This window comes from Pseudoxanthomonas sp. SE1, from assembly GCF_029542205.1.
Taxonomy (GTDB): Bacteria; Pseudomonadota; Gammaproteobacteria; order Xanthomonadales; family Xanthomonadaceae; genus Pseudoxanthomonas_A.
On sequence record NZ_CP113783.1, the window covers coordinates 1725329 to 1748859 of the forward strand.

Here is a 23531-nt window from a genome sequence, read left to right on the forward strand (position 1 = left end):
GTTCCCCCATGAGTCCCTCCCTGACCCCCGCGACGCGCGAGCGTCTGCGCATCGCCATCCAGAAGAGCGGGCGGCTGGCCGAGCCGGCCCGCACGCTGCTGGCCGCCTGCGGCCTGAGCTGGCGCGAGAGCCGCGACAAGTTGTTCTGCTACGGCGAATCCCTGCCGGTCGACCTGCTGCTGGTGCGCGACGACGACATCCCCGGCCTGATCGCCGATGGCGTCTGCGATTTCGGCATCGTCGGCCGCAACGAACTGGACGAACAGGCCGGCGAGCGTGCCCTGATCGGTCTGCCGCAGGCCTACCGCGAACTGCGTCCGCTGGGCTTCGGCAGCTGCCGGCTGATGCTGGCCATTCCCGAAAGCTGGGAGTGGGAAGGCCCGCAGCAGCTGCAGGGTCTGCGCATCGCCACCAGTTACCCGTCCGTCCTGCGGCAATGGCTGCAGGCGCGGGGCATCGACGCGGCTGTGGTCGAGCTGTCCGGCTCCGTCGAGATCGCCCCCAAGCTGGGCACGGCGGATCTGATCTGCGATCTCGTCTCCAGTGGCGCCACGCTCGCCGCCAACCAGCTGAAGCCGGTGGAAACGCTGCTGGACAGCGAAGCGGTACTGGCCGGCCCGGCGCGCGAGTTCGACGACGCCCGCGCGGAGCTCGCCGACATGCTGCTGCGCCGGCTCGACGGCGTGATGAAACTCAAGGACAGCAAGCTGCTGATGTTCCGCGCCGAACGCGATACGGTGCCGGCACTGTCGCGCCTGCTGACCGACAGTGAGGGTCTGGTCACGCTGCCGGGTGGCGAAGACGGGCCGGTATCGCTGCAGGCGATGTGCCACGGCGCGGTGACCTGGCAGCGGCTGGAAGAACTGCAGCGCGCCGGCGCGCAAGGCCTGATGGTGCTGTCGGTCGAGAGGTCGCTGGCATGAGCGCTTCGCCCGCGCCCGTATACGACTGGACTGTGTTGGACGAAGCCGTGCGCGCCGCACTGCTGGCGCGGCCCGTGCAGACGGTCGCCCAACGCACGCGCGATGCGGTGGCCGGCCTGCTGGCCGACGTGCAGGCGCGCGGCGACGTGGCGCTGCGCGAGATCACCACGCGCTTCGACGGGGTGGAACTGGCAACGTTCGAAGTCGGCGAAGAAGAATTCGCTGCCGCTCACACTGCCGTGTCCGCTGACCTGCGCCAAGCGATGCAGGAAGCTGCCGACCGTATCGAAGCCTTCCACTACGCCGGCATGGCGCAACCGTACACCGTGGAAACCGCCCCCGGCGTAGTCTGCGAACGGATGATCCGGCCAATCCCGCGCGTCGGCCTGTACGTGCCGGCCGGCAGCGCGCCGCTGCCGTCGACCGCGCTGATGCTGGGTGTGCCGTCGCGCCTGGCCGGCTGCCGGGAAGTCGTGCTGTGCACGCCGCCACGCAAGGACGGCACCGCCGATCCCGCCGTGCTGGTGGCCGCGCAGCTGACCGGTGTGCGCCGCGTATTCAAGCTGGGGGGCGCACAGGCGATCGCCGCGATGGCATTCGGCACGGACAGCGTGCCGAAGTGCGACAAGCTGTTCGGACCCGGCAACAGCTACGTGACCGAAGCCAAGCAGCAGGTCGCGCAGTCCGGCACCGCCGCCATCGACATGCCGGCCGGCCCGTCGGAAGTGCTGGTGATCGCCGATGCCGGCGCGGATGCGGCCTTCGTCGCCGCCGACCTGCTGTCGCAGGCCGAGCATGGTCCGGACTCGCAGGTGCTGCTGCTGACCGATGACGAGGGGTTGATCGAGCGGGTGCAGAGCGAACTGGCCACGCAGCTTGCCGCACTCGACCGGATCGACATCGCACGACAGGCATTGTCGGCGTCGCGCCTGATCAAAGTCGCCACGCTGGACGATGCATTCGCCATCAGCAATCGCTACGCACCGGAACACCTGATCGTCGCCCTGCGAGAGCCGCGCGCATGGCTGGACAAGGTGGAGGCCGCCGGTTCGGTGTTCCTTGGCGACTACACGCCGGAAGCGTTGGGTGATTACTGCAGTGGCACCAACCACGTCTTGCCCACGAGTGGCGCGGCGCGCGCGTACAGCGGCGTCAGCGTCGCCAGCTTCCAGAACTTCGTCAGCGTGCAGTCGGCCAGCCGCGCCGGCATCGCCGCCATCGGTGACTGCGCGCTGACGCTGGCGCGCGCCGAGGGACTGGACGCGCACGCCAACGCGGTCGCGCTGCGCATGCGCAAGGCGGCGGCATGAACGGCGTGATGTCGCTGGTGCGCCCCGACTTGCGCGATTTCGCCGGTTACAGATCCGCGCGCAGCGAATCGCTGCGGGGCGACGTGTGGTTGAACGCCAACGAATCCGCCTGGGCCAACCCGGCGGACGGGGCCGGTCGCAGCCGCCGATATCCCGACCCGCAGCCACCGGCACTGCGTTCGCGACTGGCGCAGCTCTACGGTGCGGCATCGGAACAGGTGCTGGTCGGGCGGGGCAGCGACGAGGCCATCGACTTGCTGGTGCGCGCGCTGTGCGTGCCGGGGCAGGATGCCATCGTGGTGACGCCGCCGGTGTTCGGTATGTACGCGGTCTGCGCGCGACTGCAGGGTGCGCGCATCATCGAGGTGCCCCTGGTCGATGGCGAGGCCGGATTCTTCGCCGACCTCGATGCCATCCGCGAGGCGGCGCTGGTGAACGGCGCCAAGATCGTCTTCCTGTGTTCGCCGTCCAATCCGGCGGGATCGGCCATCCCGCTCGACGACATCGCCGCACTTGCCCGCGCGCTGGAAGGCCGGGCATTGGTGGTCGTGGATGAAGCCTATGGCGAGTTCGCGGATGAAGCCTCTGCGACCACGCTGCTGGACGCACACGCCAACGTCGCCGTACTGCGCACGCTGTCGAAGGCGCATGCACTGGCTGCGGCGCGCATCGGCGTGGTGATCGCCGATGCGGAGCTGGTCGCCGTGCTGCAGCGCTGCCAGGCACCGTATCCGGTGCCGACGCCGTGCGCCGACCTGGCGCTGGAAGGCCTGTCCGACGCCGCGCTCGCGCAGACGCATGAGCGGGTGGCCACGGTGCGTCGCGAGCGTGAGCGCCTGCTGTACGCACTGGCGCGGGTGTCGGGGGTACGACGTGTCTACCCCTCGCAAGGCAATTACCTGCTGGCCCGCTTCGACGATACCGAAGGTGCATTCCGTGCATTGCTCGCCGCCGGCGTGGTGGTCCGCGACCAGCGCGCCGCACCGCAACTCGGCGATGCACTGCGCATCACCATCGGCTCGCCCGACCAGAACGATCGCGTCATCGCGGCCCTGAACGAGGACGCTGCAGGGGCTTCAGCCCCGACCGTTGCGGCGACCGTTGCCGGGGCTGAAGCCCCTCCTACGGAAGCCTTGCCATGACGCCCATCCTTTTCATCGACCGCGACGGCACCCTGATCGAGGAGCCCGAGGATTTCCAGATCGATGCGTACGAAAAGGTGCGCTTCGTCGCCGGTGTCATCCCGGCACTGCTGAAGTTGCGCGATGCCGGCTACCAGTTCGTCATCGTCAGCAACCAGGACGGGTTGGGCAGCGAGCAGTATCCGCGCGCGAGTTTCGACGGTCCGCAGGCATTGATGATGCAGGTGTTCGAAAGCCAGGGCATCCGGTTCCGCGAGGTACTGATCGACGAAAGCTGGCCGCACGAGAACAAGCCGACGCGCAAGCCGGGCATCGGTTTGATGGTCCCCTATCTGCAGGACCGCAGCATCGACTGGGCGCGGTCCGGCATGGTGGGCGATCGCCCGACCGACATCCAGTTCGCCGAGAACCTGAAGATCCGCGGCTTCCAGCTGAAGACCGCGCAGTTCGGGGGCGAATGGGACTGGGCCGGCATCGCACACGAACTGGCGGACGCGCCGCGGCGTGCGGTGGTCCAGCGCAACACGAAGGAAACGAAGATCCGCGTCGAGGTGGACCTCGACCGCGTCGCCGAGCCGGTCGCGAAGACCGGCCTGCCGTTCTTCGACCACATGCTGGAGCAGATCGGCAAGCACGGTGGCTTCGCGCTGGACGTGCGCGCGGACGGCGACCTGCACATCGACGAGCACCACACCGTCGAGGACACCGGCCTTGCGCTGGGCCAGGCGCTGAAGGAAGCACTGGGCGACAAGCGCGGCATCGGTCGCTACGGCTTCACCCTGCCGATGGACGAGACGCTGGCCAGCGCCGCGCTGGATTTCAGCGGACGGCCGTACTTCGTCTTCAACGGCGAGTTCCGGCGCGAACGCGTGGGCGACCTGCCGACCGAACTGGTTCCGCACTTCTTCCGTTCACTCTGCGACGCATCGGGCCTGAACCTCAACCTGAAGGTGGAAGGCGACAACGACCACCACAAGGTCGAAGCCAGCTTCAAGGCGCTGGCGCGCGCGTTGCGCCAGGCGGTGAAGCGCGAGGGTGCCGAACTGCCGTCGACCAAGGGGGCGCTGTGACGAACGTGGTCCTGGTCGATGCCGGTGGCTCCAATATCGGCTCGGTGCGATACGCCCTGCAGCGGCTCGGCGTGGAAGCGGAACTGACTGGCGATGCGGCGACGATCCGCGCCGCAGACCGGGTGATCCTGCCCGGCGTGGGCGCCGCCGCCGTGTGCATGACGCGGCTGCAGGAACTTCACCTGGTCGACGTGCTGCGCACGCTGGACAGGCCCCTGCTGGGCGTCTGTGTGGGCGTGCAACTGCTGTTCGCGCATTCCGAGGAAGACGACACACCCTGCCTGGGCCTGCTGCCCGGCCGCGTGCGCAAACTGCCGGCCGCAGCGGGCGTCCGCGTACCGCACATGGGGTGGAATACCCTGCAACGCTGCCGGGACAGCTCGCTGATCGAGGGCATTGCCGAAGGCGACCACGCCTACTTCGTCCACAGCTACGCAGCGCCCGTCGACGACGACTGCCTGTGCAGCAGCGAGCATGGCCACGCGTTCGCCGCGGTGGTGCAGCGGGGGAATGTGGCCGGCGCCCAGTTCCATCCCGAGCGCTCGGGTGCCGTCGGCGCCCGGTTGCTGAAGAACTTCATCGAGTACGGACTGCAATGACAGGTTTCACCGTGTATCCCGCCATCGACGTGCGCGATGGCCGCGTCGTGCGGCTGGCGCAGGGCGACTATGCGCGCGAAACGCGCTATGAAGGCACGCCACTGGAGGTGGCCATGCGCTACGCCGCGCAGGGTGCGCAATGGCTGCACCTGGTCGACCTGGACGCGGCGCGCGCAGGCGGCTACACGCTTGCGCCGTTGCTGGGCGAAATCGCGCGCACGACCCCGTTGAAGGTCCAGACGGGCGGCGGTGTGCGCGGGCGCAACGACGTGGCGCGTATCCTCGATGCAGGGGCGGAACGTGTCGTCATCGGTTCGTTGTCGGTCCGCGACCCGGATGCCGTCGTGGCGTGGCTGGCCGAGTTCGGCAGCGAGCGCATCACCGTGGCGCTGGATACGCGACGCGACGACGACGGCACGTGGCGCCTGCCGGTGCATGGCTGGACGGAGACGGCATCCGGGACGCTGGACGACTTCGCGTTGCGTTACGCGGACGCAGGTCTGCGCCACCTGCTGTGCACCGACATCGCCCGCGACGGCATGCTGAGCGGGCCCAACCTCGACCTGTATGCCCACCTGCGCACCACCTTGCCCGGGTTGGCCGTGCAGGCGTCGGGCGGGGTGAGCGCGGTGGCGGATGTCATCGGGGCTCGCGAAACGGGTTGCGCAGGCATCGTGCTCGGGCGTGCGTTGCTTGAGGGCCGCTTCGCCCTGCCGGAGGCGCTGGCATGCTGAGCCGGCGCATCATTCCCTGCCTGGACGTGCGCGAGGGCCGGGTGGTCAAGGGCGTGAAGTTTCGCGACCACGTCGACATGGGCGACATCGCGGAACTGGCGCTGCGCTACCGAGACGAAGGTGCCGACGAGCTGGTGTTCTACGACATCAGCGCCAGCCCGGAAGGACGTTCGGTGGACTACGCTTGGATCGAGCGCGTGTCACGGCTGCTGGACATTCCGTTCTGCGTGGCCGGTGGCATCCGGGACGTGGAGACCGCGCGTCGCGTGCTGTACAGCGGCGCCGACAAGGTGTCGGTGAACACGCCAGCGTTGGAGCGCCCGGAACTGATCGGCGAACTGGCGCGGGCGTTCGGCGTGCAATGCGTGGTGGTCGGCGTGGATTCCATCCTTGAAGCGGACGGCGAATGGCGCGTGCGCCGCTATACCGGCGATCCCACGAAGATGCAGGGTGCCGGCTTGCGCACGCTGGACTGGGTCGTGCAGGCGCAGCGCCTGGGCGCCGGCGAGATCGTGTTGAACTGCATGGACCAGGACGGCGTGCGGCGGGGCTACGACCTGGCGCAGTTGCAGGCGGTTCGCAGGGTCTGCGAAGTGCCGCTCGTTGCCTCGGGTGGCGCGGGCGAGGTGGAGCATTTCACCGATGTGTTCCGGCAGGCGGATGTGGACGGCGCACTGGCCGCCAGCGTCTTCCACAGCGGCCACATCCGCATTCCGGCATTGAAGCGGGCACTGGCGCAACAAGGCATCGAGGTGAGACGTGGCGACTGACAAGCGGCAACCGACCTTCGATCCCGCCGGCCTGGACTGGGACAAGGGCGACGGGTTGCTGCCCGTCATCGTGCAGGACGCCGCGACGCTGCGCGTGCTGATGCTGGGCTACATGAACCACGAAGCACTGCAGACCACGCTCGCCAGCGGGCGCGTGACCTTCTTCAGTCGCAGCAGGCAGCGTCTGTGGACCAAGGGCGAAAGCTCCGGCCATGTGCTGGAACTGGTGGCTGTCGAAACCGACTGCGATGACGACACGCTGCTGGTCCTCGCGCACCCGCAGGGGCCCACCTGCCACCTGCAGCGCGCCAGCTGCTTCCCGTCGGCACCGGCCGCATTCCTGTCGGAACTGGATGCCCTCATTGCGCAACGCGAGCGTGAACGGCCGGCGGACAGCTACACCACGCGCCTGTTCGAGGCTGGCGTACGCCGCATCGCGCAGAAGGTGGGCGAGGAGGGCGTGGAAACCGCGTTGGCGGCCGTGGCGCAGGACGAAACCGCACTGCTCGGCGAGAGCGCCGACCTGCTTTACCACCTGACCGTCCTGCTGCGCGCACGCGGCCTGTCGCTGGCCGATGCCGTCGGTGTGCTGCGGGAACGGCACGCCTCCCGATGACGCATCCCCGCCGACTGTAGGAGCGCCCTCGGGCGCGATGCTCTTCGCTGCTGCTGACGAAAAAGCATCGCGCCCGAGGGCGCTCCTACAAGTGCACCGGCCCTGCGCCATAATCCTCCGGTCTTTCCGGCTGGAGTCGCCATGCGCGCTTCGTTGATCGCCCTCGTCCTGGCACTGCTGACGGTCCCCGCCCATGCGCTGCCGCCGCCCTGCAGCTGGGGACAGGTGTACGAGGACCGCAACGGAAACGGCACCCGCGATGCCGGGGAACCGGGCCTGCCGGGCGTCAAGGTGTCCAACGGTGTCGACATCGCGGTCACGGATGTGCAGGGCGAATACCGCCTGGACTACGTGGACGGGCGCACGCTCTTCATCATCAAACCGGCCGGCTACGATCTGGCGGTGCGGCCGGACGGCTTGCCATCCCGCTGGCGCAACCTGCAGTACCACGCCGGACCCACGCTGAAATACGGCGGCATCCCGCAGCGGCAACCGGACTGCACGCATTTCGGGCTTCGTCCGCGGGTGAAGGAGGCGAAGGATGCACTCGATGTGCTGCTGTTCGCCGACAGCCAGACTTCTTCCGTGAAGGACGTGGACTATTACTGGCGCGACATCGTGCAACCCCTGGTCGGGAAGCATGGTGCCACGCTGGGCTTGACGTTGGGCGACGTGACCAACGACGACCTGTCGCTGTACCCCGAGATCCTGCGCACGACCATGAGCCTGCAGGTGCCATGGCTGTTCATTCCGGGCAACCACGACCTCGACTTCGATGCCGCCGGCGACGAGGATTCGCTGCGCACGTTCCGCCATCATCTTGGACCGGACACCTTCGCGTGGGAAGAAGAGGCCGCGACGTTCATCGGGCTGGACGACGTGATCTACCGGCCAGGCAGCACGCCTTCGTACTTCGGCGGACTGCGCGAAGACCAGTTCGCCTTCCTGCAGGCGTACCTGCCCACGGTGCGCAAGGACCGGCTGCTGGTGATCGGCGTGCACATCCCGCTCTACGAGCCGGGCGCACGCGGCTTCCGCCCGGAAGACCGAGAGCGCCTGTTCGCGATGCTGGAGGACTTCCCGCACGTGCTGCTGCTCAGTGGGCACACCCACACCCAGCGGCATTGGTACCACGACGTTTCCACCGGTTGGCACGGCCTTCGGCCGCTGCATGAGTACAACGTCGGCGCAGCCTGCGGCGCCTACTGGTCGGGCGTGAAGGACGCGGAGGGGATTCCGGACACGACGATGGCCGATGGTACGCCCAACGGCTACGCGCGGTTGCGCGTGCGCGCGGGCGGCGAGTACGCGCTGTCGTGGCATCCGGCGCGCGGAGCGGACGACAGCGGCATCGGCCTGCATGCGCCGCGCGTGCTGCGCAAGGGCGCGTATCCGGCGTGGGGCGTGTTCGCCAATGTCTACATGGGCGATGCGGAGACCCGTGTGGAGTACCGCGTCGATGGCGGCGAGTGGAAGCCGATGAAGCGCGTAGAACACCCCGATCCGCGCCTGCTGCTGGAGAACATGCGCGACGACACGGCCGATGCCTTGCGTGGGTATGACCGCTCGCCGGAAGCCGAAGCCTCCCAGCACCTGTGGCGCGGCGCGCTGCCCACCGACCTGGCCGAAGGCGAGCATGCGGTCGAGGTGCGCGCCTTCGACCGCTGGCGTGGCGAACAATCGGCCCGCACGTCGTATCGCCTGCAGAAGGGAGAGCCCTGATCATGGCCGCGACGGACCTTCCCATCGAGCACTTCGTGGACGCCGCCGCGTGGGAGCGCTGGCTGGAGCGCCACGCCACCTCCGAGGGCGTGTGGCTCAGGATCGCGAAGAAGGACTCGGGCATCGCGTCGGTGAGCTATGCGGAAGCGCTCGACGTGGCGCTGTGCCATGGCTGGATCGACGGGCAGAAGAAGGGCTTCGACGCGCAGTGCTTCCTGCAGCGTTTCACGCCGCGTCGTTCGCGCAGCACGTGGTCCAGGATCAACGTCGCCAAGATCGAGGTACTGGTAGCGGCAGGGCGGATGCGACCGGCGGGCATGCGCGAAGTCGAGGCGGCCAAGGCGGATGGTCGCTGGGATGCGGCCTACGACGGCGCCAGATCGATGGACGTGCCGGCCGAACTCGCCCAGGCGCTGGCGAAGAATCGCAAGGCCAAGGCCTTTTTCGAAGCACTCGACAGGACCAACCGCTATGCCGTCTGTTGGCGCGTGCAGACCGCAGCGAAGCTCGAAACGAAGCGGGCGCGGGTGGAGAAACTGGTCGCCATGCTGGCGCGTGGTGAGAAGATCCACGCCTGATGCCATGAACGAAAACGCCTCCCGATGGGAGGCGTTCCATGTCCTGGCGGGCGAGCGGAGGCTGGCGGGCGAGGCATGCGTGGCTGGCTGGCGTTGGCTGGCTTGCGACGTGCGCGCAGTCTAGGGAAACGCGTCCCGACATGCGGAAACGCGAATCGCTCTCATCAACGCGCGCGGCTCGCGCGCACGCTTAGCCACGCACCGATCATGAGCAAGGCGATCGCGACGGCCTGTATCCAATGCGCCTGCGCGCGCCCCGACGCCACCAGCAGCAGGGTCGACAACAACGGCGCCAGATAGGACAGGCTGCCCAGCAGGGCGATATCGCCGCGCTTGGTGCCGTGGTCCCACAGCCAGAACGCGGCGCCCACCGGGCCGATGCCCATGAGCACAAGGACGGTCCACTGACCTGTCGTGGGAATCACCGTCTCCTCGCCCACCAGGTGCGCGACGGCGCCCAGCACCGCGACGCCTGCGCAGGCGAGGGTGATCGCTGCGCTGGGCACTTCGGCGTGGCGTCGGTTGAGTACCGAATACAGCGACCAGATCAGCGCCGCGCCCAGCGCGGCAACATAGCCGGGGACATGCGATGGCTCGATCTGCAGGCTGCGCCCGCGGGTCACCAGCAGTACCGCCGCGACCAGGCCGAGGCCGGTGCCAAGCCACTGGGCGCGGCGCACGGAGACACCGCCGAACAGGCCTGCGAACACCACGATCAGCAGCGGCCACAGGTAGTTGAGCAGATTGGCTTCCACGGCCGGTGCGCGCTTCAGCGCGATGAAGTAGAGCGCGTGATAGCCGAACAGGGCGAGCGTGGACAGCGCGAACGCGGACAGCGGCTGGCGCAGTTCGCGCCAACCTGCGCTGCCGCGCAGGCCTGCGCGCAGGAGGCCCAGCACGGCGGCGATGCCGAAGCCGACGGCGAGCACCTGGAAAGGCGGCAGGTTGCCCGTCGCCGTCGTCAACAACGCCAGCGACGCCCACAGCAGGATCGCGACCAGCCCCGCCAGGGTGGCACGGCGCTGCGAAGCGGCGTTGCTCACGCGGTGGGCAGCTCGATGTCAGCGAAGGAGTCGACGCGCACGTGACCACGTGCCGCATCACCTTCGCGCGGCGCGGGGTAGTCGTCCCGCCGGTCGATCAGGCACGTCTGCAGGCCGGCATCGCGCGCGGCATCCAGTTCCTCCACCACGTCGGACAGGAACAGGATGTCCCCGGGAGGCACGCCGATGCGCCCGGCGATGGCCCGGTAACTGGCCGCCTCGCGCTTGCCGCCGACTTCGGTATCGAACCAGCCCGAGAACATCGGCGACAGGTCGCCCGCATCGCTGTGGCCGAAGAACAGCTTCTGCGCCGGCACCGAACCGGATGAATAGACGTAGAGCGGGTAACCCTGCGCGTGCCACGTGCGCAACGCGGGTGCGGCATCGGGATAGATGTGTGCGGTGAAATCCGCATCGCGGTAGCCGGCCTCCCAGATCAGGCCCTGGAGCGCCTTCAGCGCTGTGTGCTTGCGATCCTGGTCGATCCAGCCCTGCAGCGTCTCCACGATGACGTCATCGCTGCAGATGCTGCCGTGCTCGGTGGCCACGACATCCAGCCAGCGGCGCACCTCCGGGTCGTCGCCATGCTCGCGCACGAAGCCGGGCAGGGCGCGGCGCGCGTACGGGAACAGCACGTCCTTCACGAACGAGATGCTGCTGGTGGTGCCTTCGATGTCGGTGAGGATGGTGGAAACGGGCATGGGGTTCTTCTGGTTCGCGGTAGAGCGGAGCTTGCTCCGCTGCGAGTGTCGAGGGCAGGGAAAGCGACTGGCGCTGATCCTTTGCACGACAGTTCATCGCCGTCGTGTCGTCGGACCCTCACCCCAACCCCTCTCCCGAGGGGAGAGGGGCTTCAGGGTTCGGTAAGGCCTTCATAGCGCGGGAACTGCTGCGCCAGCGTGGTGCCGGTGAAGTGGCCCACCCAGCCGTCCGGCTCGGTGAAGAAGCGGATCGCGACGAAACTCGGTTCCGGCCCCATGTCGAACCAGTGCAGCGTACTGTCGGGCACGCCGATCAGGTCGTCCTGCACGCATTCGATCTCATAGACCTTGTCGCCCACGTGCAGCGTGAACAGGCCCGAGCCGGCGACGAAGAAGCGCACCTCGTCTTCCTTGTGGTAGTGCTCGTCCAGGAACTTGGCGCGCATCGCCTCGCGCTGCGGGTTGTCCGGCGCGATGCTGACCACGTCGACCGTCTTGAAGCCGCGCTCGGCGACCAGCCGGTCGATGTCGGCGCGGTAGGCGTCCATCACCTCTTCCGGCGAGGCGCCCGGGGCGATCGCCTTGGTCGCTTTCCAGCGCTCGAAGGTCACGCCGAGCTTCTTCAGTTCGGCGGCGATGAAGTCGGGGTCGTAGCTGGCGAACTCCGGCGTGGCCGGGTCGGATTCGCGGAAGATGCGCAGGCGGCTCATGGCGGTATGGCGTGAGGCGACGGAGGGAGTCGGTAGGGTACCAGACCCCATCCGCGTGGCCTGTTGCGGAAGCGGAACGCTGCGATAACCCGCGGTTGTCAGCGCCGGCAGCCGAGTTTGCGCAGTTCGAGTTCGGCCGCGAACAGGAACTCGAACGCCTCCAGGTGGCGGCGCGCCTCGGCCATCGTGCGGCCCCAGGCGTACAGGCCGTGTCCGTCGATCAGGTAGCCCCACAGCGGCTGGTTGTCGAGCAACGCGTCCACCTGGGCGGCCAGCGTGGGCATGTCCTGGGTGTTGGCGAACACTGGCACGTCGATGGCCATCTCGTGCGTGCTGTTGCCGTGGAAGGCCTTCAGCAGTTCGAAGCCTTCCAGGCGGACGTGCCCGGCGCCGGCGAACAGCCGCGACGCCACCGTCTGCACCAGCGAATGCGTGTGCAGCACGCAGCCGATCTCGGGATAGCGGCGGTACAACTGCGTGTGCAGCAGGGTCTCGGCCGACGGGCGATGGTCGCTGCCGACGGCCTTGCCGTCGAAGTCCACCACCATGATGTCAGCCTCCACCAGCCGACCCTTGTCGCGGCCGGAGACGGTGATGGCGGCATGCCGTTCGTCCAGGCGCTGCGAGAAGTTGCTGCTGGTGGCCGGGGTCCAGCCCAGCTGCGACAGCTCGCGCACGTTGGAGATGATGGACTGCGCGCGGTCGCGCAGCAGGTCGGCGTCGTAGGGCAGGGCGTTCATGCCGCGCATTCTAGCGGAACCGCCTTGCCGGTCCGGCATGGGGATTGATCCTGCTCAATGCGCGGGTCGGTCCGATGTCCAAGACTGCAGGCTTCTTCCCGCAGGTGCCCAGCCAGATGAGCCACGATGCCTCCCGCCGCCGTTTCCTGACCACCACCCTGTCCGCCGCCGCCGTGGCGCCACTGGCCTGGCATGCCATGCGTGCCGAGGCCGCCGCGCCTGCCGTCCTGCCCAAGCTGGATGCCAATAACCCCACCGCCAAGGCGCTGGCCTACAGCGAGAATGCGGCGACGGTGAAGCATCCCAAACACAAGGCGGGCGACCACTGCGCCAACTGCAACTTCTTCAAGGCGCCGGCCACGCAGGCCTATGGTCCGTGCACGCTGTTCCCGAAGAACTCGGTGGCCGCAAAGGGCTGGTGCAGCGCCTGGGCTAAGAAAGCCTGAGTCCGTGTGCATCCGGTGTGGAAAAAAAAGCGCGGCAGGGCCGCGCTTTCTCAATGCTGCCACCGATGCGGGTAGGCTCAGCGCTGGCCGCGCAGGCGGCTGTGGCGATATCCGTACAGGAAATAGATGAGGAAACCCACCGCTGTCCAGACCGCCATCAGCATCCAGTTGTGGGCGGTCATCGCCGACAGCAGCGCGAGGCAGCTCAGCACGCCCAGCGTGCAGATCAGCCAGGCCATCGGAATGCGGAAGGGGCGCGGCAGGTCGGGCTGGGTACGGCGCAGCACCAGCACGCCGACGCAGACCGAGGCGAACGCGATCAGCGTGCCCATCGAGGTCAGTTCGCCCAGCACGTCGAGCGGGAACAGCGCCGCCAGCAGCGCGATGCCGATGCCGGTGATCACGGTGTTGATGTGCGGCGTGCGGTATTCCGGATGGATCTTGGTGAACACCGGCGGCAGCAGGCCGTCGCGGGCCATGATCATGAAGATGCGCGGTTGGCCGATGATCATCACCAGCACCACGGACGACAGGCCGATCAGGGCGCCGATCTCCACAGTGACCCGCAGCCAGCCCAGTTCGGGATGGGCGGCTACCGCAGTCACGACCGGCTCGGCCGTGCCCAGGGCCGTGTACGGCACCAGGCCGGTCATCACCGCCGCCATGGCGATGTACAGCACGGTGCAGATGGCCAGCGAGGCCAGCATGCCGACCGGAAGATCCTTCTGCGGGCGATGCGATTCCTGCGCCGCCACCGAGACCGCTTCGAAGCCGATGTAGGCGAAGAACACCATCGCCGCGCCGCGCAGAACGCCATCCCAGCCGAACTTGCCCGGGCCTTCGTTGGCGGGAATGAAGGGCTGCCAGTTGGAAGGGTCGACATACTGCCAGCCGGCGATGATGACCAGCACGATCAGGCCGGTCTTCAGCACCACCATCGCCATGTTCATGGCCGACGACTTGCGGATGCCGACGTAGCACAGCCAGGTCAGCAGCAGCACGATGACGGCCGCGGGGACGTTGGCGATGGCGCCGGTCGGGCGAAGCTGCGCATCCAGTGGTGCGCTGACCAGCGCCTTGGGCAGGAAGATGTCGAAGTGTTCGAGCAGGCTGAGGAAATAACCGGTCCAGCTGACCGCGACCGCCGACGCTGACACGCCGTACTCCAGCACCAGCATCCAGCCGATGAACCACGCGGTGAGTTCACCCAGCGTGGCGTACGTGTAGGTGTAGGCGCTGCCGGACACCGGCACCATCGCGGCGAATTCCGCGTACGCCAGCGCACAGAACGTGCAGCAGATCGCCGCCAGCACGAACGACAGCATGATCGCCGGGCCGGCGTGGTTGGCCGCCGCCTGTCCGGTGATGACGAAGATGCCACCACCGATCACCGCACCGATGCCGAGCGCGGTCAGGCCCCAGGGGCCGAGCGTCCGGCGCAGGCTGAGCCCTTCGGCCTCTTCATGGGCGGCATGGGGGTGCTTGGTGGCGAGGAGCTGTCGGAGCATCGTGCGTGTTCCTGGAACGGGTTTCGGTGAGGTCAACCAAAAAGGCCGGCGGTGCGTCCGCCGGCCTTGAAGGGGATCAGGCCTTCTGCCTGAGTTTGCTGTTCCTGAAGCCGTAGGCGAAGTAGATCAGCTGGCCCAGCACGGTCCAGGCCACGAAGATCTGCCAGTGCTCCATGAACGACTGCAGGAACAGGAACAGGCAGGCGAGCACGCCCAGCGGGCAGATCAGCCAGAACATCGGCACGCGGAATGGCCGGTTGATGTCGGGGCGGGTGAAGCGCAGCACCAGCACGCCGAGGCACACCGTGGCGAAGGCCAGCAGCGTCCCCATCGACACCAGTTCGCCGAGCACGCTGAGCGGCATGAAGCCGGCCAGCAGGCAGGCCAGCACGCCAACGATGATCGTGCCGACGTAGGGCGTATGGAACTTCGGGTGCACCTTGCCGAACAGGCGGGGCAGCAGTCCGTCCCTGGCCATCGAATAGAAGATGCGCGGCTGTGCCATCAGCATGACCAGGATCACCGACGACAGGCCTGCGATGGCGCCGATTTCCACTGCGGTCTTCAGCCAGCCCACGCTGGCCCCGGGGTCGGCCTTGAGGACCTCTTCCAGTGCCGTGGCCACCGGCTTGGCGGTGCCCAGCAGGGTGTAGTGGGTCATGCCGGTCAGCACTGCGCAGACGGCGATGTAGATGACGGTGCAGATGGCCAGCGAGCCGAGGATGCCCTTGGGCATGTCGCGTTGCGGGTTCTTGGCTTCGCCTGCGGCGGTGGAGACCGCGTCGAAGCCGATGTAAGCGAAGAACACGATGGTCGCCGCGCGGAACACGCCGTCCATGCCGAACTGGCCGGGGCCGGTGTTCTCGGGAATGAAGGGCGTCCAGTTCGCCGGATCGACGTACTGGATGCCAAAGCCGAGGAAGGCCGCGATCACGACCACCTTGATCGCGACGATGATCGAGTTGACGAAGGCCGACTGGGTGATGCCGACATAGCACAGGCCGCTGACCGCAGCGACGATCAGCACCGCAGGCAGGTTGATGATGCCCGAGGTGGCGACGAATCCGCCATTGGCCCACGTGATCGGCGCGGTCGCCAGCTGCTCGGGGAAGGGCACGCCCAGCGTGCCGGTGAGGAAGCTCACCAGGTAGCCGGACCAGCCCACCGCGACGGTGGACGATGCGAACAGGTATTCCAGCACCAGGCACCAGCCGATGAACCAGGCCACGGCCTCGCCCAGGGTGGCGTAGGAGTACGAGTACGCACTACCGGAGACCGGCATCATCGAGGCGAACTCGGCGTAGCAGAGACCGGCCATGGCGCAAGCGAAGCCCGCGATCACGAAGCTCAGCATGATGGCGGGGCCGGCGTGGTTGGCGGCGGCCTGGCCGGTCAGTACGAAGATGCCCGCACCGATGACGGCGCCCACACCCAGCAGCACGAGGTGCTTGGCGGTCAGGGTTCGCTTCAGACTGCTTTCGCCGTCCAGGCTGCCTTCGAAAGGTTCACCGGCATCGATATGTCCTGCCGGTGCGACCGGCTTGACCCTGAACAGAGCTTTGAGCATTCGCAGCGTCCCCTTGCAAGACTGGATGCCGGCGGAAAGACCCGCCGGGCGGTGGCAACTGTCATGGGGAAGGCGCCCCACGGAAGGCCGTACCTTGCCAAAGCAGGCGGGGGATCACAAGCGCGGTTGCAGCATGTCGGGCGATAATCACGATGCCACCGACCCGCCCGCAAGGAAAAACCACGCCGTGTCAGCTGCTTACACCGCCCTCCGCACACACCTGGCCGACTATGGCCGTCGCTGGCCCGACGAACAGGCGTTGGTCGTGCAGTTTCTCGAACTGCTGGACGATCCGGCCAACCCGCTGGTCCGCGAGCGGCTGGAAGGGCACTTCACCGGTGGCGCCTGGCTGGTCAGCGCCGATGGCCGACGCACGCTGCTGACCCATCACCGCAAGCTCGGCCGATGGCTGCAACTGGGCGGCCATGCCGACGGCGACGAAGACATGGCGCGCGTGGCGCTGAAGGAAGCCGAGGAGGAGTCCGGCCTGTCCGACCTGTCCGTGGACGGCAGCATCTTCGACCTGGACCGTCACTGGATACCCGAACGCAAGGACGTGCCGGGCCATTGGCACTACGACATACGCTACGTGGTGCGTGCCAACGGCAGCGAGGACTACGTGGTCGGCGAGGAGTCGCTGGACCTGGCATGGCGCGAGATCGCACCCATCGCCGATGAGGCCGACGAGTCCCTCAGCCGCATGGCCCGCAAATGGTTGGCGTGCAACACGGCGTAGGGTGGGCCCTGGCCCACCGCACTGCGGATATCAATACAGGACGCGCACCCGCAACGTGCCCGGGATCGCTGCCATCGCATCGCGCAGGCTGGCCGTCTGTTCCTCATCGGCGGTGACGTCGATGACCACGTAGCCGACCTTGGGGTCGGTACGCAGGAACTGGCCGTCGATGTTGATGCCGCGGTCGCGGAAGATGTCGTTGATCTGCGACAGCACGCCCGGCACGTTGCGATGGATGTGCAGGATGCGACGGCTGCCTTCGTGGCCGGGCAGGGTGACTTCGGGGAAGTTCACCGCCGACAGCGTGCTGCCGTTGTCGCTGTAGCGCACCAGCTTGGCCGCCACTTCCACGCCGATGTTGTCCTGCGCCTCCAGCGTGCTGCCGCCCACGTGCGGGGTCAGGATCACGTTGTCCAGCCCGCGCAACGGCGACTCGAATGCGTCGGCGTTGCCTTTGGGCTCAACCGGGAACACGTCCACCGCCGCACCGCCGACCTTGCCGGATTTCAGCGCTTCGGCCAGCGCATCGATGTCCACCACCGTGCCGCGCGAGGCGTTGATCAGGTGTGCGCCTGGCTTCATCCGGGCGATCTGCGCCGCGCCGAACATGTCTTTCGTCGCGGCCGTCTCCGGCACGTGCAGCGTGACCACGTCGCTGAGTTCCAGCAGGTCGTCCAGGCTGACGGCGGCGCGCGCATTGCCCAGCGACAGCTTGGTCTCGATGTCGTGGAAGAGCACCTGCATGCCCAGCGACTCGGCCAGCACGCCCACCTGGGTGCCGATATGTCCGTAACCGATGATGCCCAGCGTCTTGCCGCGCACCTCGTGACTGCCGGCGGCGGATTTGCTCCAGCCACCGCGGTGGCATTCGGCGTTCTTCTGCGGGATGCCGCGCATCAGCAGGATGGCCTGGGCAACCACCAGTTCCGCCACGCTGCGGGTGTTGGAGTACGGGGCGTTGAACACCGGGATGCCGGCCAGTTCCGCCGCGTCCAGGTCTACCTGATTGGTGCCGATGCAGAAGCAGCCGACGGCGATCAGCCGGCGTGCCTGGGCCAGCACATCATCGGTCAGGTGGCTGCGCGAACGGATGCCGACGATGTGCGCCTCGGCGATGCGGCGCTTCAGTTCGTCTTCCGGCAGCGACTTCTCGTGGTACTCGATCTGTGTATAGCCCGCGGCCCGGAATGTCTCGACCGCCGTCTGGCTGACCCCTTCCAGCAACAGCACGCGGATGTCCTGCTTCGGGTACGAGGTCTTCTTGATCGACATTGCCGGAAAGGTCGCAGCGGAGGGGGAGGGGGCGTCACTATGCCAGATGGAGCGTTGGGATGGTGCGGTGCGGAACGGAAAGCTGGGTTGCTGTTTTCCGGCTTGGTTGCCGCTGAAACGAAGCGCGCGATCGGCTGGACGCCGCAGGGCATCGCTGGCACGCTGGGCGCCCCCTGAAGTCCTGTCCCCGCAATGACCGATCCGCGCCTGGAAGCCCTGCTGCACGCCGTTCCGGCGCTGCGCCTGAAGACCGATCCCGCCGACCTCGAACACTATGGCCGCGACTGGACCCGACGCTGGACGCCGGCACCGTTGGCGATTGCGTTGCCCGCCACGGTCGAGGACGTGCAGGCCGTCGTGCGTTGGGCCAACGCGCAGCGTGTGGCCGTCGTGCCTTCGGGCGGACGTACCGGCCTGTCCGGTGGCGCGGTGGCTGCGAACGGCGAACTCGTGCTCAGCCTGGAGCGCATGAACCAGGCACTGGACTTCAATGCCGTCGACCGCACGCTGACGGTGCAGGCCGGCATGCCACTGGAGGCCGTGCACAACGCCGCGCGCGAGCATGGATTGGTGTACCCGGTGGATTTCGCCTCGCGGGGCTCGTGCGCCATCGGCGGCACCATCGCGACCAACGCGGGCGGCATCCGCGTGATCCGCTACGGCAATACGCGTGAATGGATCGCCGGCCTGAAGGTCGTCACCGGCGCCGGCGACGTGCTCGAGCTCAACAAGGCGCTGATCAAGAATTCCAGCGGCTACGACCTGCGCCACCTGTTCATCGGTTCCGAGGGCACCTTGGGGGTCGTGGTCGAAGCCACCGTGCGCCTGACCGATCCGCCGCCGCCGACCAACGTCATGCTGCTGGCGCTGCCCTCGTTCGAGGTGCTGATGCAGGTGTTCGCCGCATTCCGCGAGCGGCTGCAACTGGAAGCCTTCGAATTCTTCACCGATCGCGCGCTGCATCACGTGCTTGCGCATGGCGCGCAGAAGCCGTTCGATGAGGTGCATCCGTATTACGTTGTCACCGAGTTCGCGATCGGTGACGAGGTGAGGGAAGCCGCGGCGATGGCCGCCTTCGAAGCCTGCATGGAGCAGGGCTGGGTCAGCGATGGCGTGATCAGCCAGTCCGATGCCCAGGCCGCGCAGCTGTGGCGTTTGCGAGAAGGCATCACCGAGGCGCTGGCGCGCCATGTGCCGTACAAGAACGACGTATCGGTACGCATCTCCGCCATGCCGGCGTTCCTTGCCAAGACGCAGGCGTTGCTGGGGGAGGCGTACCCGCACTTCGAGGTGGTGTGGTTCGGCCATATCGGCGACGGCAACCTGCATATCAACGTGCTGAAGCCCGACGGCATGGGGAACGCGGAGTTCGTCACCCAGTGCGAGCAGGTCACCAAGCTGCTGGCCGAATCGCTGCGCCGCCACCAGGGCAGCATTTCCGCCGAACACGGCATCGGCCTGGTGAAGAAGGGCTATCTGGAAAGCACGCGCAGCGCGGACGAGATCGCAGTCATGCGCGGCATCAAGCGCGTGCTGGATCCGAACGGCCTGATGAACCCGGGCAAGCTGTTCGACACGTGACGCGGATTCATCCAGCAATCGCTGATTGCAGGTAGTCTTGGCGCGCCGCGATGCGCGCGGTATCCGTTCATTCCCTGGAAGTGTCCATGTACCGAATCCTCCTGGCTGGCGTCTTGCTGGCGTTCTCCGTCCCGGCGCTGGCCGGCAGCTTCGCCGGCAGTTCGGCCGGTGCTTCCTCGGCGGGCTCGTCCGCCTCGTCCGACAGCTCGTCCGGCGACGACAAGATCGTCGTGCAGGCGCGCGAGGACGCCGCGAGTTTTGTCGCCAGCAACGGCCGCATCCGTGGCGCCCAACTGGAAGCCGCGCTGCGCCACCTGCGCGAGAAGGATGAAGCCGCACGCAAGGCCAGCGACATGCAACTGGCGCAGGCCATCCTGGCCCGCTGATGCCACCGCGTCGGCCCCGCGGCCGGCGCATCGTCGCGCTGCTCGCATGGGCGTGGCTTGGACCCGTCGCAACGGCGGTCGCGCTCGACATCGACCCCACGCGTCTCGGCCCCGATGACCTCGTCGCGACACAGGCGCTGGTAAACGATGTCCTGCCGCGCCTGCCGCAGGTATGGCGTGACGGGCTGCCGTCCGATCTCGTCCTGCAATGGCGCGACGATCTTCCCGTGCATGTCGCCGGTCGACGGGTCGGTGATCGCATCCTGTTGCCGCGCCGCCTGCTGCAGGCATGGCAGGCGCGCGATGGCATGTCGGCGGACGACGCCTCGTTGCGCGCCGTCCGTCATGCGCTGGTGCACGAACTGGCCCACAGCTATGACCGGGCGCAGCGCGACATCCTGTCCGGCGATCCGCGCCTGCGCGATCTCGCGGGATGGCAGCGCAGCGTGTTCTCCATCGCGGGGCGCCGTTCGCGCAACGATTTCGTCGCCCGGGTGCCTGATCCGTACGAGTTGGAGCGTCCGTCCGAATTCGTGGCGGTGAATCTCGAGCATTTCGTGTTCGATCCCGCCTACGGCTGCCGGCGCCCGGCACTGCATCGTCACTTCGCGATGCACTTCCGCATGCCGGTGACAACCGAGGCGTGCGCGCCCGGATTGCCGTTCCTGGATGTGGATGCCGAAGCCGGCGAGGCCTCGCTGCTCGCGCTGGATCCGTCGCGCATCTACGCAGTCGACTATCTGCTTGCGGAAGGCAACACGCAGGCGATGAGTCGCTGGGGCCACAGCATGCTGCGGTTGGTGATCTGCGCGCCCGGTCGTGCACCGGGGCCCGACTGCCGCCTCGACCTGGCTCATCACCGTGTGCTGTCGTTCCGCGCGTTCGTGGGCGATGTGCAGATCTCCGGGTGGCGCGGCCTGACCGGATCGTACCCGTCGCGCCTGTTCCTGCTGCCGCTTGACCAGGTGATCGAGGAGTACACCCGGGTGGAACTGCGCGGCCTGCAGTCCATTCCGCTGCAGCTCGATCAGGGTGAAATCGCGTCCCTGGTCGAGCGGGCCGCGCAGCTTCACTGGAGCTATGACGGACGCTATTACTTCATCAGCAACAACTGCGCAGTGGAGACCTGGAAGCTGCTGCACGACAGCGTGCCACGACTGGCCCGGGAGCCGCTCGCCAGCATCACACCCACGGGACTGCTGAAGAAGCTGGAGCGTCGCGGCATCGCCGATACCCGCGTGCTGGACGGCGCAGGACAGGCGCGACGACTCGGTTACTACTTCGAGCCGATGAGCGCGCATTACGACGCCCTGTTCGCCGTGGCGCGCGAGGCGCTCGCGCTGCCGCAGCAGGACGTGCACGCCTGGCTGGCGCTGTCGCCTGCGGAACGCGCCACCTGGCTGCCACGGGCCGACTTGCGTGCGAGCGCGGCGCTGCTGGTGCTGGAAAACGCAGCGCTCCGTCGCCAGCAACTGCTGCTGCGCGACGAACTGAAGCGACGCTACCTGGGCCGCGATGCGCCCGCCGACATCGCGCAGGCGCTGCAGGCGTTGCGCACGTGGCTGGGCGACACCGGCTTCGCCAGTCGCCCCTCGGAACTGCTGCCGGATGGCTACGGGCTTCCGCAGGCGGATGAGCGCGCGCGCATCGCGGAGGAAGCAAGAACCCGCGTGGCACGCTTGCGGGAGCAGGATGGCGTACTTCGCAGCGAACTTGAACGCTGGCTGCCTGCCGACCAGCGCAAGGTCCTGCAGGGCATCGAAGCGAACCTGGACACGATCGGCGCGCGCCTGCGCACACTGCATGCGGCAGGCGTGTCGTGACCCGGGGCCTCAGTCGGCGCGACCGCCGAACTCGCCCGTCGTCGTGTTGACGAGGATGCGCTCGCCGTTGGTGATGTACTCCGGCACCATGATCTCGATGCCGGTGTTGAGCTTGGCTGGCTTCGGGCGCTTGGTCGCCGTGCCGCCCTTCAGTTCCGGCGGCGTCTCCACCACCTCCAGCGTGACGTGCTGCGGCAGCTGCAGCGCGACCGGCAGTTCGTCGATCACCTGCACGTAGCAGCCGGTCAGACCTTCGGTGATGTAGCCGGCATCATCGCCGATGACGTTGGCGTCCAGCGTGTAGGGCGTGTAGTCCTCGTCGTCGAGGAAGACGAACGCATCGCCATCCATGTACGAGAACGTCGCCTGACGGCGCAGCAGTTCGACCTCCGGCAGGTTGTCGTCGGCGTCGAAGCTGGCATCCAGTTTGTTGCCGCCCGGCACGCTGTACATGATGAAGCGGAAGCGCACGTTGCCGCCGCGGCCCTGCGGCGAGCTGCGTTCGATGTCGCGGATCTGGTACACGCCGCCGTTGTGTTCGACGACGTTGCCTTTCTTGATGTCGAAAGCTTTCATGGAGATGACCGTGGATAAGATGAAAGGAGGGTTGTAGGAGCGGGCCATGCCCGCGATGCTCTTCTTGCATCGGGGCGAACAGCATCGCGGGCATGGCCCGCTCCTACAGGTGTCATTTCGGCGCCAGACGCACGGCGCCATCGAGGCGGATCGTCTCGCCGTTGAGATAGGTGTTGCCGAGGATGTAGGCGACCAGGTCGGCGAACTCTTCGGGCTTGCCGAGGCGGGAAGGGAAGGGGATCGAGGCGCTGAGCGACTGTTGCACGGCTTCGGGCATGCCATCGACCATCGGGGTCCAGAAGATGCCGGGCGCCACGGTCATCACGCGGATGCCGAAGCGCGACAGTTCGCGTGCCATCGGCAACGTCATGCCGACCACGCCGCCCTTCGAAGCCGAGTACGCCGCCTGGCCGATCTGGCCTTCGTACGCCGCCACGCTGGCCGTGTTGACGATCACGCCGCGTTCGCCGTCGGCGTTCGGTGCGTTGTGCTGCATCAGGTCGGCGGCAGCCTTGGCCACGTTGAAGCTGCCGACCAGGTTGACCAGCACGGTGGTCTGGAAGGTGGACAGCGGCATGGGGGCTTCCTTGCCGAGCACGCGGCCGGCGCCGAGGATGCCGGCGCAGTTGATCGCCGCATTCAGGCCGCCGAGGAAATCCTTCGCCGCCGTCATGTTCGCCGCCACGCCTGCCTCATCGGTGACGTCGGTGCGGAAGTAGCGGACGTTGGCCTCGCCCAGTTCGGCGACCGCTGCCGCGCCCTTGTCGTCATTGACATCGAACAGCGCGGCCTTGCCGCCGTGGGTGACGAGGTGGCGGGCGACGGCCAAGCCCAGGCCGGAAACGCCGCCGGTGATGACGGCGCGGGTGTCGGAAAGCTGCATGCGGCGAACCTGCTGCGGAAAAGGCGGCATTTTACGCGATGGCGGGTGTCTGGGAGTCCTGGGCTTCCTGTAGGAGCGACGTGAGTCGCGACCGG

The 23531-nt window shown here is 67.5% G+C and carries 23 protein-coding genes and 1 pseudogene; 15 read left to right on the forward strand and 9 right to left on the reverse strand.

From position 1 onward, the window contains the following. The first annotated feature begins 8 nt into the window (after positions 1–8). The 10 genes and pseudogenes from hisG to OY559_RS08215 all read left to right on the forward strand — a co-directional run bounded on the left by hisG (position 9) and on the right by OY559_RS08215 (position 9464). Positions 9–923, forward strand: a complete 915-nt coding sequence (gene hisG, locus OY559_RS08170) for an ATP phosphoribosyltransferase (protein ID WP_277729530.1) — start codon at positions 9–11, stop codon at positions 921–923. Beyond that, entirely contained in the window at positions 920–2233 is a 1314-nt protein-coding gene (gene hisD / locus OY559_RS08175) for a histidinol dehydrogenase (RefSeq protein WP_277729531.1), read from the forward strand. The genes hisG and hisD overlap by 4 nt, the downstream gene beginning before the upstream one ends. Then, positions 2230–3291, forward strand: a pseudogene (hisC, locus tag OY559_RS08180) (histidinol-phosphate transaminase); the annotation flags it as partial. The gene hisD and the pseudogene hisC, both read left to right, overlap by 4 nt. A gap of 80 nt (positions 3292–3371) precedes the next feature. Beyond that, positions 3372–4445 (forward strand): bifunctional histidinol-phosphatase/imidazoleglycerol-phosphate dehydratase HisB, encoded by a 1074-nt coding sequence (gene hisB, locus OY559_RS08185; RefSeq protein ID WP_277729533.1) that lies wholly within the window; start codon positions 3372–3374, stop codon positions 4443–4445. Further along, complete coding sequence (gene hisH, locus OY559_RS08190; RefSeq protein ID WP_277729534.1) at positions 4442–5044, forward strand: imidazole glycerol phosphate synthase subunit HisH; 603 nt, start codon at positions 4442–4444, stop codon at positions 5042–5044. Before hisB ends, hisH begins: the two co-directional genes overlap by 4 nt. Continuing rightward, a complete protein-coding gene (gene hisA / locus OY559_RS08195) occupies positions 5041–5778 on the forward strand; it encodes a 1-(5-phosphoribosyl)-5-[(5-phosphoribosylamino)methylideneamino]imidazole-4-carboxamide isomerase (RefSeq protein WP_277729535.1) in 738 nt (245 codons plus the stop codon). Before hisH ends, hisA begins: the two co-directional genes overlap by 4 nt. Next, the gene (gene hisF, locus OY559_RS08200; protein ID WP_277729536.1) at positions 5772–6548 is read left to right on the forward strand and encodes an imidazole glycerol phosphate synthase subunit HisF; all 777 of its coding nucleotides are present in this window, start codon (positions 5772–5774) and stop codon (positions 6546–6548) included. The genes hisA and hisF overlap by 7 nt, the downstream gene beginning before the upstream one ends. After that, the gene (gene hisIE / locus OY559_RS08205) at positions 6538–7164 is read left to right on the forward strand and encodes a bifunctional phosphoribosyl-AMP cyclohydrolase/phosphoribosyl-ATP diphosphatase HisIE (RefSeq protein ID WP_277729537.1); all 627 of its coding nucleotides are present in this window, start codon (positions 6538–6540) and stop codon (positions 7162–7164) included. The genes hisF and hisIE overlap by 11 nt, the downstream gene beginning before the upstream one ends. A 141-nt stretch (positions 7165–7305) precedes the next feature. Next, positions 7306–8886: a calcineurin-like phosphoesterase C-terminal domain-containing protein gene (locus OY559_RS08210; protein WP_277729538.1), complete on the forward strand. Its 1581-nt coding sequence runs from the start codon at positions 7306–7308 to the stop codon at positions 8884–8886. Positions 8887–8888: 2 nt separating this feature from the next. Next, positions 8889–9464, forward strand: coding sequence for a YdeI/OmpD-associated family protein (locus OY559_RS08215; RefSeq protein WP_277729539.1), 576 nt, complete (start codon positions 8889–8891; stop codon positions 9462–9464). A 164-nt stretch (positions 9465–9628) separates the two neighbouring features. On the opposite strand, the gene OY559_RS08220 is transcribed toward OY559_RS08215, so the two are convergent. From OY559_RS08220 to OY559_RS08235, 4 genes are all read right to left on the reverse strand, one after another. Further along, positions 9629–10507, reverse strand: a complete 879-nt coding sequence (locus tag OY559_RS08220; protein WP_277729540.1) for an aromatic amino acid exporter YddG — start codon at positions 10505–10507, stop codon at positions 9629–9631. Further along, on the reverse strand, positions 10504–11208 hold the full coding sequence (gene mtnC, locus OY559_RS08225) for an acireductone synthase (protein ID WP_277729541.1): 705 nt from the start codon (positions 11206–11208) through the stop codon (positions 10504–10506). Before mtnC ends, OY559_RS08220 begins: the two co-directional genes overlap by 4 nt. Positions 11209–11360: 152 nt before the next feature. Then, positions 11361–11918, reverse strand: a complete 558-nt coding sequence (locus tag OY559_RS08230) for a 1,2-dihydroxy-3-keto-5-methylthiopentene dioxygenase (protein WP_277729542.1) — start codon at positions 11916–11918, stop codon at positions 11361–11363. A 98-nt stretch (positions 11919–12016) separates the two neighbouring features. Beyond that, entirely contained in the window at positions 12017–12658 is a 642-nt protein-coding gene (locus tag OY559_RS08235; protein WP_277729543.1) for a methylthioribulose 1-phosphate dehydratase, read from the reverse strand. A gap of 74 nt (positions 12659–12732) precedes the next feature. Between OY559_RS08235 and OY559_RS08240 the strand changes: the two genes are divergently transcribed. Beyond that, on the forward strand, positions 12733–13104 hold the full coding sequence (locus tag OY559_RS08240) for a high-potential iron-sulfur protein (RefSeq protein WP_277729544.1): 372 nt from the start codon (positions 12733–12735) through the stop codon (positions 13102–13104). A gap of 77 nt (positions 13105–13181) precedes the next feature. On the opposite strand, the gene OY559_RS08245 is transcribed toward OY559_RS08240, so the two are convergent. Next, positions 13182–14612, reverse strand: a complete 1431-nt coding sequence (locus OY559_RS08245; RefSeq protein ID WP_277729545.1) for an amino acid permease — start codon at positions 14610–14612, stop codon at positions 13182–13184. A gap of 76 nt (positions 14613–14688) precedes the next feature. After that, positions 14689–16179: an amino acid permease gene (locus tag OY559_RS08250; protein WP_277729546.1), complete on the reverse strand. Its 1491-nt coding sequence runs from the start codon at positions 16177–16179 to the stop codon at positions 14689–14691. 133 nt (positions 16180–16312) lie between these two features. On the opposite strand from OY559_RS08250, the gene OY559_RS08255 reads away from it, so the two are divergent. Further along, positions 16313–16915, forward strand: coding sequence for an NUDIX hydrolase (locus OY559_RS08255; RefSeq protein ID WP_277729547.1), 603 nt, complete (start codon positions 16313–16315; stop codon positions 16913–16915). 30 nt (positions 16916–16945) lie between these two features. On the opposite strand, the gene serA is transcribed toward OY559_RS08255, so the two are convergent. Further along, positions 16946–18187 (reverse strand): phosphoglycerate dehydrogenase, encoded by a 1242-nt coding sequence (gene serA / locus OY559_RS08260; protein WP_277729548.1) that lies wholly within the window; start codon positions 18185–18187, stop codon positions 16946–16948. Between the two features lie 192 nt (positions 18188–18379). On the opposite strand from serA, the gene OY559_RS08265 reads away from it, so the two are divergent. From OY559_RS08265 to OY559_RS08275, 3 genes are all read left to right on the forward strand, one after another. After that, the gene (locus tag OY559_RS08265; protein WP_277729549.1) at positions 18380–19768 is read left to right on the forward strand and encodes a D-2-hydroxyglutarate dehydrogenase; all 1389 of its coding nucleotides are present in this window, start codon (positions 18380–18382) and stop codon (positions 19766–19768) included. A gap of 86 nt (positions 19769–19854) precedes the next feature. Then, positions 19855–20154 carry a DUF2388 domain-containing protein gene (locus OY559_RS08270; RefSeq protein WP_277729550.1) on the forward strand — a complete coding sequence of 100 codons (300 nt, stop codon included), beginning with the start codon at positions 19855–19857 and terminating at the stop codon, positions 20152–20154. Continuing rightward, entirely contained in the window at positions 20154–21977 is a 1824-nt protein-coding gene (locus tag OY559_RS08275; RefSeq protein ID WP_277729551.1) for a DUF7844 domain-containing protein, read from the forward strand. The genes OY559_RS08270 and OY559_RS08275 overlap by 1 nt, the downstream gene beginning before the upstream one ends. 9 nt (positions 21978–21986) lie before the next feature. Here OY559_RS08275 and yeiP read toward each other — a convergent pair whose 3' ends face one another. Both yeiP and OY559_RS08285 read right to left on the reverse strand, forming a co-directional pair. Further along, on the reverse strand, positions 21987–22553 hold the full coding sequence (yeiP, locus tag OY559_RS08280) for an elongation factor P-like protein YeiP (protein WP_142125222.1): 567 nt from the start codon (positions 22551–22553) through the stop codon (positions 21987–21989). Positions 22554–22665: 112 nt separating this feature from the next. Then, complete coding sequence (locus OY559_RS08285) at positions 22666–23436, reverse strand: SDR family NAD(P)-dependent oxidoreductase (RefSeq protein WP_277729552.1); 771 nt, start codon at positions 23434–23436, stop codon at positions 22666–22668. Between the last annotated feature and the right edge of the window lie 95 nt (positions 23437–23531).